Source organism: Klebsiella sp. D-Nf1 (assembly GCF_002810515.1).
Taxonomy (GTDB): Bacteria; Pseudomonadota; Gammaproteobacteria; order Enterobacterales; family Enterobacteriaceae; genus Klebsiella; species Klebsiella variicola.
This window is the reverse complement of the sequence record NZ_PIOK01000002.1, coordinates 81331-93436: the sequence shown is the minus strand read 5'-3', so window position 1 is coordinate 93436 and position 12106 is coordinate 81331. Positions and strand designations below refer to the sequence as shown.

The 12106-nt window shown below is 58.4% G+C and carries 14 protein-coding genes; 7 read left to right on the top strand and 7 right to left on the bottom strand.

Annotated features, from left to right (window positions below):
* Positions 1-11 precede the first annotated feature (11 nt).
* Positions 12-782, bottom strand: coding sequence for a 2-dehydro-3-deoxyglucarate aldolase (gene garL / locus CWM54_RS10380; protein ID WP_100697010.1), 771 nt, complete (start codon positions 780-782; stop codon positions 12-14).
* Between the two features lie 522 nt (positions 783-1304).
* On the opposite strand from garL, the gene garD reads away from it, so the two are divergent.
* Positions 1305-2876: a galactarate dehydratase gene (garD, locus tag CWM54_RS10375; protein ID WP_100697008.1), complete on the top strand. Its 1572-nt coding sequence runs from the start codon at positions 1305-1307 to the stop codon at positions 2874-2876.
* A gap of 212 nt (positions 2877-3088) precedes the next feature.
* Here the strand turns inward: garD and rsmI are convergent, their stop codons facing one another.
* Positions 3089-3952, bottom strand: coding sequence for a 16S rRNA (cytidine(1402)-2'-O)-methyltransferase (gene rsmI, locus CWM54_RS10370; RefSeq protein WP_074387506.1), 864 nt, complete (start codon positions 3950-3952; stop codon positions 3089-3091).
* Positions 3953-4015: 63 nt separating this feature from the next.
* On the opposite strand from rsmI, the gene CWM54_RS10365 reads away from it, so the two are divergent.
* The 4 genes from CWM54_RS10365 to dolP are packed head-to-tail and all read left to right on the top strand — an operon-like array spanning position 4016 to position 7669.
* On the top strand, positions 4016-6124 hold the full coding sequence (locus CWM54_RS10365) for a penicillin-binding protein activator (RefSeq protein WP_100680600.1): 2109 nt from the start codon (positions 4016-4018) through the stop codon (positions 6122-6124).
* Positions 6082-6468, top strand: coding sequence for a YraN family protein (locus CWM54_RS10360; RefSeq protein ID WP_100697006.1), 387 nt, complete (start codon positions 6082-6084; stop codon positions 6466-6468). The genes CWM54_RS10365 and CWM54_RS10360 overlap by 43 nt, the downstream gene beginning before the upstream one ends.
* 25 nt (positions 6469-6493) lie before the next feature.
* Positions 6494-7084 carry a DnaA initiator-associating protein DiaA gene (diaA, locus tag CWM54_RS10355; RefSeq protein ID WP_002918211.1) on the top strand — a complete coding sequence of 197 codons (591 nt, stop codon included), beginning with the start codon at positions 6494-6496 and terminating at the stop codon, positions 7082-7084.
* Between the two features lie 9 nt (positions 7085-7093).
* Positions 7094-7669: a division/outer membrane stress-associated lipid-binding lipoprotein gene (dolP, locus tag CWM54_RS10350; protein ID WP_002918214.1), complete on the top strand. Its 576-nt coding sequence runs from the start codon at positions 7094-7096 to the stop codon at positions 7667-7669.
* Between the two features lie 121 nt (positions 7670-7790).
* On the opposite strand, the gene CWM54_RS10345 is transcribed toward dolP, so the two are convergent.
* Positions 7791-8831 (bottom strand): permease, encoded by a 1041-nt coding sequence (locus CWM54_RS10345; RefSeq protein WP_061153214.1) that lies wholly within the window; start codon positions 8829-8831, stop codon positions 7791-7793.
* Positions 8832-8906: 75 nt separating this feature from the next.
* On the bottom strand, positions 8907-9554 hold the full coding sequence (locus CWM54_RS10340) for an NAD(P)H-binding protein (protein ID WP_061153213.1): 648 nt from the start codon (positions 9552-9554) through the stop codon (positions 8907-8909).
* 128 nt (positions 9555-9682) lie between these two features.
* Here CWM54_RS10340 and CWM54_RS10335 point away from each other — a divergent pair, with 128 nt between their 5' ends.
* Positions 9683-10219, top strand: coding sequence for a type 1 glutamine amidotransferase domain-containing protein (locus CWM54_RS10335; protein ID WP_008806618.1), 537 nt, complete (start codon positions 9683-9685; stop codon positions 10217-10219).
* On the opposite strand, the gene CWM54_RS10330 is transcribed toward CWM54_RS10335, so the two are convergent.
* Positions 10181-10624, bottom strand: a complete 444-nt coding sequence (locus CWM54_RS10330) for a YhbP family protein (protein ID WP_008806619.1) — start codon at positions 10622-10624, stop codon at positions 10181-10183. The genes CWM54_RS10335 and CWM54_RS10330 overlap by 39 nt on opposite strands.
* Positions 10625-10673: 49 nt before the next feature.
* Between CWM54_RS10330 and CWM54_RS10325 the strand changes: the two genes are divergently transcribed.
* A complete protein-coding gene (locus CWM54_RS10325; RefSeq protein WP_032731566.1) occupies positions 10674-10964 on the top strand; it encodes a GIY-YIG nuclease family protein in 291 nt (96 codons plus the stop codon).
* On the opposite strand, the gene CWM54_RS10320 is transcribed toward CWM54_RS10325, so the two are convergent.
* Positions 10951-11454: a GNAT family N-acetyltransferase gene (locus CWM54_RS10320; protein WP_100680599.1), complete on the bottom strand. Its 504-nt coding sequence runs from the start codon at positions 11452-11454 to the stop codon at positions 10951-10953. The genes CWM54_RS10325 and CWM54_RS10320 overlap by 14 nt on opposite strands.
* Entirely contained in the window at positions 11448-11972 is a 525-nt protein-coding gene (gene ubiT, locus CWM54_RS10315) for a ubiquinone anaerobic biosynthesis accessory factor UbiT (protein ID WP_008806622.1), read from the bottom strand. The genes CWM54_RS10320 and ubiT overlap by 7 nt, the downstream gene beginning before the upstream one ends.
* Positions 11973-12106 lie beyond the last annotated feature (134 nt).

Sequence of the window (12106 nt, the reverse complement as noted above, 5' to 3'; positions counted from 1 at the left end):
CATCCTGGTGATTATTTTTTAAACACGTCTGCAAGTTTCTGGGTTGCCAAACGGAAGATGCCCAGGTCGCTGCCGACGGCGACGAAGGTGGCGCCCCATTCCAGATAGCGGCGCGCATCGGCTTCCACTGGCGCCAAAATGCCGCTTGGCTTACCGTGCTTCTTCGCGCTGGCGAAGATATGCTCAATGGCGCGCTGTACCTCAGGATGGGCGGCATTGCCCAGATGACCTAAGGCCGCGGCCAGGTCGCTCGGGCCGACGAACAGGCCGTCGACGCCGTCGGTCGCGGCAATCGCCTCGACGTTGTCCACCCCGGTCTGGCTCTCAATCTGCACCAGAATGGAAATGTTCTTATTGGACTGGGCGAAGTAGTCCGCCACGGTGCCGAACATATTGCCGCGATGGGAAACGGAAACCCCGCGGATCCCTTCCGGCGGATAGCGGGTCGACGCCACCGCCTGTGCCGCCTGCTCAGCTGTCTCGACGAACGGCACCAGGAAGTTGTAGAAGCCGATATCCAGCATGCGCTTGATAATGATCGGCTCATTGGTCGGCACGCGCACCACCTGGGCGCTGGAGCTGCCCTTCAGCGCCATCAGCTGTGGGATAAGCGTGGTCACGTCGTTCGGCGCGTGTTCCGCATCCAGCACCAGCCAGTCGAAACCGGCCAGACCCAGCACCTCGGTACTGATCGGGTTAGCCAGCGCGCACCAGCAGCCAATCTGCACCTGATGAGCCGCCAGCGCGGCCTTAAATTTGTTCGGGAAAATTGCGTTATCCATGATGTTTACCTTGCGTTAATCGTTGCTTACTTCTGCAATTCCAGGCGTTTAATCTCGCGAACCATAAATATAATCAGCAGAATAAAATAGCGAGTTGGTATTCCTTGTTTCTCATCCCATCCAGGATCATGAAGATATTCATCAAACACAGAACACATTTTATTATTTTTTAATCGGGTTCTTTATTTGTTAATTAGACGATATCAACGCTCTCTTATTGCCTATCGGCTACCTCAAAAACATGACACAGTATAATCAGCCTGCCATCACCAGACACCATGCATAATCACAATATAAACATCTTATCTGACGCTTTAGTTAGGCAAATGCCACAAGTCATGGGCGCTAATCCACAGTTCTCATGATTGCCTGTCGGTACGTGAGCGTCGTCGCAGAGAGGGGTGACACAGATCACATTTTAAAGCCATTACTCCTGACATTCTTTATTTCATTATTCTTATCTACAGCACCAGAATGACCATTTCATTCTTTTTTTAGCACCTGTTTGGAGATGACTGGACAATGGCTGACATTGCAATTCGGCAACAATCGCCAACCGCGTTTTATATTAAAGTTGACCCGACAGATAACGTGGCGATTATTGTTAACGATCGGGGATTGACCGCCGGAACACGTTTCCCGGACGGCCTGACGCTCGTCGAACACATCCCACAGGGTCATAAAGTAGCCCTGGTGGATATCCCTACCCACGGTGAAATCATCCGCTACGGGGAAGTGATTGGCTTCGCCGTGCGCGACATCCCACAGGGAAGCTGGATTGACGAATCGCTGGTGGAACTGCCTACCGCCCCGCCGTTGAACACGCTGCCGCTAGCGACCAAAGTGCCTGAACCGCTACCGCCGCTGGAAGGCTATACCTTTGAAGGCTACCGCAATGCCGATGGCAGCGTGGGCACCAAGAACCTGCTGGGCATCACCACCAGCGTGCACTGTGTTGCGGGCGTGGTTGATTATGTGGTGAAAATCATTGAGCGAGACCTGCTGCCGAAATACCCCAACGTCGATGGCGTGGTAGGTCTGAACCACCTCTACGGTTGCGGCGTGGCGATTAATGCGCCGGCGGCGGTAGTGCCGATTCGCACCATCCACAATATCGCCCTCAACCCGAACTTCGGCGGCGAGGTGATGGTTATTGGTCTCGGCTGTGAAAAGCTGCAACCGGAACGCCTGCTGCAGGGCACGGAAGACGTCCAAAGTATCCCGGTGGACAGCGCCAGCATCGTCAGCCTGCAGGATGAAAAGCATGTTGGTTTTAAATCGATGGTCGATGACATTCTGCAGGTCGCCGAGCGCCACCTGGCGAAACTGAACCAGCGCCAGCGGGAAACCTGCCCGGCCTCTGAGCTGGTGGTCGGGATGCAGTGCGGCGGCAGCGACGCCTTCTCCGGTGTGACCGCCAACCCGGCGGTGGGTTATGCATCCGACCTGCTGGTGCGCTGCGGTGCGACGGTGATGTTCTCGGAAGTAACCGAAGTACGCGACGCCATCCATCTGTTAACCCCGCGGGCGATTAACGAAGAGGTCGGCAAACGTCTGCTGGAAGAGATGGCCTGGTACGATAACTATCTCGACATGGGCAAAACCGACCGCAGCGCCAACCCCTCCCCCGGCAACAAAAAAGGCGGCCTGGCCAACGTGGTGGAAAAAGCGCTGGGTTCTATTGCTAAATCAGGTAAAAGCGCCATCGTCGAGGTGCTCTCTCCAGGCCAGCGCCCGACCAAACGCGGACTGATTTATGCCGCGACCCCCGCCAGCGATTTTGTCTGCGGCACCCAGCAGGTCGCCTCTGGCATCACCGTGCAGGTGTTCACCACCGGCCGCGGCACTCCGTATGGCCTGATGGCGGTACCCGTAATAAAAATGGCGACCCGGACCGAGCTGGCCAACCGCTGGTATGACTTAATGGATATTAACGCCGGGACCATCGCCACTGGCGAAGAGACGATTGAGGATGTCGGGCGGAAGCTGTTCGAATTTATTCTCGACGTCGCCAGCGGACGCAAGAAAACCTTCTCCGATCAATGGGGCCTGCACAACCAGCTGGCGGTGTTTAACCCGGCGCCGGTGACCTGATCGAGAGCGGGAGAATTTAACCACTTTTAGCCCGGATTTATCCGGGCTTGTTGGTTAGGGATGCTGTGCGGCAAGAAAAGCGATTCTGCCCTTTTCTTCCGACATTTCTTCCGACATTTCTTCCGACATTTCTTCCGACATTTCAGATGACGTTCAAGCCGCCCTTCAATTTCTGAAGAGCGGCTTGCTGATCCCAAAGTCAATTTACAGGGTTACTCCCCCTGCTGCTCCAGGGCGTACTTATACAACGCATTTTTCTTTACGCCGTGGATCTCCGCGGCCAGCGCAGCGGCTTTCTTCAGCGGTAGCTCCGCCTGCAGCAGCGCCAGGGTACGCAACGCGGCCGCCGGCAGCGCCTCTTCCTGGGCCTTGAAGCCTTCGACGATCAGTACCATCTCGCCTTTGCGACGGTTTTCGTCTTCCTTCACCCAGGCCACCAGCTCGCCAATCGGCGCGCCGTGGATCGATTCCCAGGTTTTGGTCAGCTCGCGGGCCAGCACCACGTAGCGGGATTCCCCCAGTACCGCGCAGATATCTTCCAGACTCTCCACCAGGCGGTGCGTCGACTCATAGAAGATAATAGTGCGCGGCTCTTCTTCCAGCGCCTTCAGGGTATCGCGGCGGCCTTTCGATTTCGCCGGCAGGAAACCTTCATAGCAGAAACGGTCGGAAGGCAGACCGGCGGCGCTCAGGGCGGCGATGGCCGCGCAGGGGCCCGGCAGCGGTACGACGCGAATATTCGCTTCGCGGCAGGTGCGCACCAGATGGTAGCCAGGGTCATTAATCAGCGGCGTGCCGGCATCGGAGACCAGCGCAATGTTTTGGCCTGCCTTCAGTTTAGCAAGAAGTGTTTCCGCCTTTTGCTGCTCGTTATGGTCGTGAAGCGCAAATAAGCGGGCGTTAATCGCAAAATGTTGCAGCAGCAAACCGGTGTGGCGGGTATCTTCCGCAGCAATTAAATCAACAGCTTGCAACACTTCCAGTGCGCGCTGCGTGATATCAGACAGATTCCCTATCGGAGTGGGCACAATATAGAGCTGCCCCTGAGAATTATCCGCTGATTCGTGTTGTTTCATTGTCTCGTCCGTATTGCCGATTTAATATTGAGCATTGAGCCAAAAAAATATCACTGGACACTTATGGTACCGTCAACATTTCTTCGTTCTAAGCCCGCGCGCTGTCTGCCCGTATTGCTGGCGACGCTTCTTTTTGCTGGCTGCGGCACCCACACGCAGGATCAAAGCACGGCGTTTATGCAGGGTACATCGCAGGCCAACTCCAGTTTCTACCTACAGCAGATGCAGCAAAGCACGAATGATAGCAAGACCAACTGGCAATTACTCGCCATTCGTGCACTGCTTCAGGAAGGGAAGAAACAACAGGCCATCGACCTGTACAACCAGTTGCCGTCGAACCTGAACAGCACCCAGGCCCGCGAACAGTCGCTGCTGGCGGTGGAAGTGAAGCTGGCGCAAAACGACTACCAGGGCGCTCGTACTCTGCTGGCAAAGCTCGACCCGGCAAGCCTGGATCAACCCCAGCAGGCGCGCTACTGGCAGGCACAAATTGATGCCAGCCAGGGTAAGCCATCAGTTACGTTACTGCGTGCGTTAATCGCCCAGCAGCCACTGCTGAGCGATGCCAAACAACGCCAGCAAAACATTGACGCGACCTGGCAAGCGTTAACCACGATGACCCAGGATCAGGCCAATGCGCTGGTGATCAATGCCGATGAAAATACCCTCCAGGGCTGGCTGGATCTGCAGCGGATGTGGTTTGACAATCGCAACGATCCGACGCTGCTGAAGGCGGGCGTTAAAGACTGGCAGACGCGCTACCCGCAAAACCCGGGCGCCAAAATGCTGCCGACGGCGCTGGTGAACATGCAAAACTATAAGCCCGCATCCACCAACAAGATTGCGCTTTTTCTGCCGCTGAACGGTCAGGCGTCGATCTTCGGCCGCACTATCCAGCAGGGCTTTGAAGCCGCCAAAAATGGCGCGCCGCCAGTGAACGGCAGCGCGGTTCCCGCGCAGGTTGCCCAGGCGGCGAATGTCTCCGGGAATGATGATGTGGTGAGTCCGTCGCAGGCAGAAATCAGCGATCTTACCGCCACCGGAAGCCGCGCTGAACCGGTGCAGGCGCCGGCACAAGACCAGGCGGCGCCTGCCGCGGAACCTGCAGCCCAGGCGCCGGCAGCGGCCGCTACGCCGCAGACCACCGCATCCCCGGCTACCCAGCCGGTAACCGCCCCGACCGCGCAGCCTCAACCCGTGGTCGCCACCGCCGCCAACCCCTCTGCGGAACTAAAAATTTACGACACCACCAGCCAGCCCATCAGTCAGTTGCTTGCCCAGGCTCAGCAGGACGGCGCCACTTTAGTCGTCGGACCGCTGCTGAAAGAGAACGTGGATGAGGTGATTAAGAGCAACACGCCGCTCAACGTGCTGGCCCTCAACCAGCCGGAAAAAGTCGAAAGCCGCGCTAACATCTGCTATTTCGCCCTTTCTCCGGAAGACGAAGCGCGTGACGCCGCCCGACATATCCACCAACAGGGCAAACAGACGCCGCTGCTGCTGGTTCCGCGCGGTGCGCTGGGCGATCGCGTGGTTAGCGCTTTTGCCGACGAATGGCTGAAGCTGGGCGGCGCCAGCGTCCTGCAGCAGCGCTTTGGCTCCACGGCTGAGCTGCGCGCCGGCGTCAACGGCGGAGGGGGCATTGCGCTGAGCGGCACGCCGGTCTCCACCCTACCTTCGGCCCAGAACAGTTCCCTCGGCAGTGCGGATGAGATGCCAGTGAGCAGCGGCGGCAGCGTAGACGCCGCCTATATCCTCGCCACCCCGGAACAGATTGCCTATATCAAACCCATGATCGCCATGCGCAACGGCAGTCAAAACAATGTCACCCTGTACGCCAGCTCACGCAGCGCCCAGGGCACCGCAGGGCCGGATTTCCGTCTGGAGATGGAAGGCCTGCAGTATAGTGAGATCCCGATGCTGGCCGGCAGCAACCCGGCGCTGATGCAGCAGGCGCTGTCCGCTGTACGTAATGACTACTCGCTGGCGCGCCTGTATGCCATGGGCGCTGACGCCTGGTCACTGGCGAACCACTTCACGCAAATGCGCCAAACGCCGGGCTTCGAGCTGAACGGGAATACCGGCGATCTGACGGCCACCCAGGATTGTGTGATTAACAGGAAACTGTCATGGCTCAAATACCAGCAGGGAAAAATCGTTCCGGCCAGCTAAGCAAACAGACTGGCGATGCCTGGGAAAACCAGGCTCGCCGCTGGCTGGAAGGCCAGGGCCTGCGTTTTATCGCCGCCAATGCCCGCGAGCATGGCGGCGAAATTGACCTCATCATGCGCGACGGCGCCGTCACCGTTTTTGTCGAGGTGCGCTACCGACGGAGCGCCCAGTACGGTGACGCGGCGGCCAGCGTCACCCCGCAAAAACAACAACGACTGCTTAAAGCCGCCCGTTTGTGGCTCTGCCGACAGAATGGGAGCTTTGAGACTGTGGATTGCCGTTTCGATGTGGTAGCCTTCACCGGAAACGACATCCAATGGCTAAAAAACGCCTTTGGCGAATAGCGTAATACCAGAAGTAAGGGATCCCGTGCTCGACAGAATCAAAGCCTGCTTTACCGAAAGCATTCAAACCCAAATTGCCGCAGCAGAAGCACTCCCGGATGCGATTTCCCGGGCGGCGATGACGCTCGTGCAGTCCCTGCTCAACGGCAACAAAATCCTCTGTTGTGGTAATGGCACCTCCGCCGCCAACGCACAGCATTTTGCTGCCAGCATGATTAATCGTTTTGAAACGGAACGCCCTGGTTTACCCGCCATTGCACTAAATACCGATAATGTGGTCTTAACCGCGATCGCCAACGATCGCCTGCATGACGAGATCTACGCCAAGCAGGTGCGCGCCCTGGGACACGCCGGCGATGTGCTGCTGGCGATCTCTACGCGCGGTAACAGCCGGGATATCGTCAAGGCGGTGGAAGCCGCCGTGACCCGCGACATGACTATCGTCGCGTTAACCGGCTATGACGGCGGTGAGCTGGCTGGCCTCTTAGGTCAGCAGGATGTCGAAATCCGCATCCCCTCGCATCGCAGCGCGCGTATTCAGGAGATGCATATGCTGACCGTCAACTGTCTGTGCGATTTGATAGATAACACCCTTTTTCCACACCAGGACGATTAAGGAGAACACATGAAGGCTCTCTCGCCCCTCGCCATCCTGCTTTCTGCACTACTGCTGCAGGGCTGTGTTGCCGCCGCGGTAGTCGGAACGGCAGCTGTCGGCACCAAAGCCGCAACGGACCCGCGTACGGTGGGAACCCAGGTCGATGACAGCACCCTGGAACTGCGCGTCAATAGCGCCTTGTCGAAAGATGAACAGATTAAAAAACAGGCCCGTATCAACGTCACGGCTTATCAGGGCAAAGTCCTGCTGACCGGCCAGTCGCCAACGCCGGATCTCTCTGCCCGCGCCAAGCAAATCGCCATGGGCGTGGAAGGGACCACGGAAGTGTTTAATGAAGTGCGCCAGGGCCAGCCGATTGGTTTAGGGACCGCCTCGTCTGATACCTGGATTACCACTAAGGTGCGTTCGCAGCTGCTGAGCACCGATCAGGTCAAATCCTCGAACGTGAAGGTGACCACGGAAAACAGTGAAGTCTTCCTGATGGGGCTGGTGACCGATCGTGAAGGCCGGGCGGCCGCGGATATTGCCAGCCGGGTGAGCGGCGTGTCCCGCGTGACCACCGCCTTTACCTACATCAAATAAAGCTGCAGTCTCCCGGCTGGCGCTGCGCTTAGCCGGGCTACCGTCCCCTATGCGTTGGGTGCCGGGTAAGGCGTAGCCGCCGCCCGGCACCCAATCCGGCTATCCGTACGTTTACGGCAAACTACACCAGCGCCAGCGCACCGACAATCGCCCCGCAAAGCGCCACCAGTCCGCCAGTCAGCCACAGCGCTTTGGCCGGGAAGGCTTTGCGCAGCATAATCAGCGACGGCACGCTCACCGCCGGCAGAGTGATGAGCAGCGCCAGCGCTGGCGCCGTCCCCATGCCAGCCAGCATCATCGTCTGCACAATCGGAATTTCCGCCGCGGTAGGGATCACAAACAGGCAGCCGGCTATCGCCATCGCGATGACCCAGAATAACGTGTTATCCACCGCGCCATCGGCGTGCGGGAACAGCCAGACGCGCGCCGCTCCCAGCACCAGTACCGCAAGGATATAAACCGGGATCGTATTCCAGAACAGCGTCCACAGCGCCCGCAGCCAGCGGCTAAAGAAGCTGTCTCTGGCCGCTTCAGACGGTGCAGCAGGCACTGCTACCGGCTGCGTCGCCGCCTCTTTCACCCATTTCTGCACCAGGGTCGCGACAATCAGCACCGTCGCCAGGCCAGCGACCAGGCGAACCAGCGCAAACTGCCAGCCCAGGACAAAGCCCATAAACACCAGCGTCGCCGGGTTGAGCAGCGGGTTACCCATCCAGAACGCCAGCGCCCCGCCCATCGACACCTGCTGTTTGCGCATGCCGGCCGCGACCGGCGCGGCGCAGCAGGTGCACATCATACCGGGCAGCGAGAAAATCGCCCCCAGCAGCGTGCCCTGAAAACGCGATTGTCCCAGGGTGCGCAGCAGCCAGTCGCGCGGGATCAGCACCTGAATCAGCGACCCGAGCAGCACGCCGAGCACTGCCGCTTTCCAGACGGCAAGGAAGTAAACTATCGCGTAGTCCCACGCGGCTTTCAGCGGGTTAGCGTCGGCCTGGGCCAGAATGGATTTACCGATACTGTGGGTTTCCGCGGCGGTGAAGGCTTTCCCGTAATAGGGCTGCCACTTGACGAACCACAGGCCGACAATCACGACGAGAAAGAAAAGCGCGGGTTTCCACCATTGAAACGGTGACGCCGCCTGAGATGAAGACTGACCAGTCATAGCATTCCCCAGCAAGAAATGTGGATATGAATTGAAGCCGTGAATAGTACGCCGGATGTTTGCGTTTGCAAAACGCTATTCAGCCTGCTGCGCGGCGCGCTCCCGCAGTTGGGATGACGTCAGAATTTGCACGCCTTCCTGGGTGGGCGACAGCGCCTCCGCCAGCAGGGCAATCGCCACGTCACGGGCCGGAATCGCCTTCCAGTTTCCCGGCAGCAGCCGGAACAGCGGTTCGAGGAAAGTCTCATTGGCCCGCTTCTTTTCCCGCTCGCCTGACAGCATCGACGGCCGGGCAATGGTCAGCCGCGGCCAGGCCTGTTCGATCAACGCCGCCTCCATTTCCCCCTTCACCCGATTGTAGAAAAACGGCGAGTGGGCATTGGCGCCCATCGCGCTGACCACCAGCATATGCTGCGCGCCAAGCCGTTTTCCGGCCAGCGCCGTATCGATAACCAGCGTGTAATCAGCATGGACAAAGGCCTCTTTGCTTCCCGCTTCCCGACGCGTCGTCCCCAGGCAACAGAAGACGATATCGACCGGGTCGACCACCTGCGCCAGAGCATCGGTCAACTGGGGATCGTGGGGATTGAACACCCCTTCCGCCGGTGCCAGCGGGCGACGCGTCGGGGCGGCGATGGCGCTGATGCTCGGCTCATTCTGCAGCAGCCGGAGTAAGTGACCGCCAACTAACCCGGTCGCGCCGGTTAATAATACCTGACTCATTGATTCTCCTTTACAGAATTCTCCGCCTTGCACTTTCGGGCTCATGTTCCAGGCTTAATACCTTACAAGGTAAGTATCCACCATCATCATGGAATTACCTCATTGACCATCCAGATAGCGGAGGAAGCATGAGTAAAAAGATAGCCGTGCTCATTACCGACGACTTTGAAGATTCTGAATTTACCTCTCCCGCCGATGCGTTCAAGCTCGCCGGGCATCAGGTCGTCACGATCGAAAAGCAGGCTGGCAAGACGGTGAAGGGTAAACAGGGAGAAGCGGAGGTCGCCATCGACAGAGCCATCGATGACGTCACACCTGGCGAATTTGATGCCTTGCTGCTGCCCGGGGGCTATTCCCCTGATCAGCTGCGCGGGGATGAACGCTTCGTCACCTTTACCCGCGATTTCGTCAACGGCGGGAAGCCGGTCTTCGCCATCTGCCACGGCCCGCAGCTGCTGATCAGCGCCGATGTGATCCGCGGGCGTAAGCTCACGGCGGTGAAGCCTATCGTGGTGGATGTGAAAAACGCCGGGGGCGAGTTTTACGACCAGGAGGTGGTGGTCGATAACGAACAGCTGGTCACCAGCAGAACGCCGGACGATCTGCCGGCCTTCAATCGCGAAGCGCTACGCCTGCTCGGCGCCGGCATCACGCCGCCAGTGTAACTTTTTCCCGAAGCCCAGCGTGTTATCGGTAAACTTGATTTCGTCCGGACGAATCTCCCATACCGGCGCCGACAGCATGCGGGCCACCGGAAAGCGCTTAACGTAGCGCTGGCGCATCCGCGCCTCTTCGTCACCGCTCAGACGACGGATCTCGCCTTTGAACTGCACGCCGCGGATCAGGGCCACGGTTTTTGGCTGGCCATTAACCGTACCGGCCACTTTCGCCCGTTCGCCGGTCATCTGACCGTGGCGGGTGTGCTCATCGCTGAGCAGATAAAAGGCCACGGTATCCGGGTCATAGACGTAAAAGGCATTCGCACACCACAGCTCGTCGTCGCGGGAGACGCACCAGGTGACGACGTGCTGTTTACTCAGCCAGCGACCAATGGCAGCAAGGGTTTCCATCTTTCTTCTCCATTATGCTATGGTGCACACACCTTACCATAGCGACTTTGTGACCGTGTGCTGGTTTCTGTATCTCATTCGAACCGCGGATAATCGCCTTTATACCGGCATCACCACCGATGTGCCGCGCCGCTTTCGCCAGCATCAGGCGGGAAAAGGCGCGAAGGCGTTGCGCGGTAAAGGCGACCTGCTGCTGGCCTTTAGCCACGAGGTTGGTGAACACTCACTTGCGTTGCGACTGGAATACCGCGTTAAGCAGCTAACGAAGCGCGAAAAAGAGCGCCTCGTTGCCGGAGAGGATGCCTTCGATACCCTGCTGGCGAGGCTCAAAGACGATTAAAATGGTCGCTGTATTCTACCTGGCCGTGAACGCCTTCGAGAGCGTCATCCGCCAGACGGTGAACCTGGAACGCCTCCGCGCTGTCCGGCCAGCGGCAACGGAGATCGAAGCGCGCGGCCGGCTCAAAACCGAAGCGACGGTATAAATGCGGGTCGCCCAGCGTCACCACCGCGGCATAGCCAAACTCATTCAGCGAATCCAGCCCTTCATAGACCAGTTGCCGGCCGATGCCCTGTCCACGATAGTGTTCATCCACCGCCAACGGCGCCAGACCGACCCACTGCAGCTCTTCACCTTCCACCGCAACCGGGCTGAAGGCAACGTAGCCGATCACCTGGCCTTCATCATCCGTTGCCACTACCCCCAGCGTGATCAGTCCATCTTCACGCAGATCGTGCACCAGCTGCGCTTCGGCATCGCGGCCGAAGGTACGACGCAGCAGCGCGTCGATTCCCGGTGCATCAATCCCAATCTCCACTCGAATCAGCATGCCTCACCTACCGATGTCTGTTCAGGTTTCTGCGGGCTCTTCAGTCCAGCTTCGACAAAATCCGCCAGTTGCAGCAACATCACGCGCAGCGCTTTTGGCATCTGCTCGAGCTCAATGGCGTCCATCAAATTTTTTACGTACAGCCCCAGCTCCGTATCGCCTTCAATCACCAGACGACGCTGGAAGAATAGCGTATCCGGATCCTGCTTGCGCGCGGCAATCATTAACAGATCGCTGGCATCGGCGCTGAAGCTGACGTCGGCGTCGGCCTGCTGGCTGACCACCAGGCGACCATCGACTACCGAGGTATACCACAGCAGACCAATGTCACGCACATGAATACTTAACCAGCGCCCCTCGAGAAACTCCAGTTCTCCCTCTGCCAGCGCCTGACGGAACTGCCAGCTTAGCACCTGCTCCAGCACCTGGCGCTTGAGGGCAAAAGGCGCCAGCTTAACCGGCACGCTCAGTAAAGACGGGCCAAAGTGGACCAGCCGGGAACGCAGTTTATCCAACACAAGCTTTACTCCATGAATGCAATTGTTCCGCTATTGTGCCATATCACATAAACAACATAGCGGCGTAAATCAACAAAAACGCGATGACGCCCGCCAGTTATTGGCGCCGCCAATACACTTTTAACTGCCTCAAA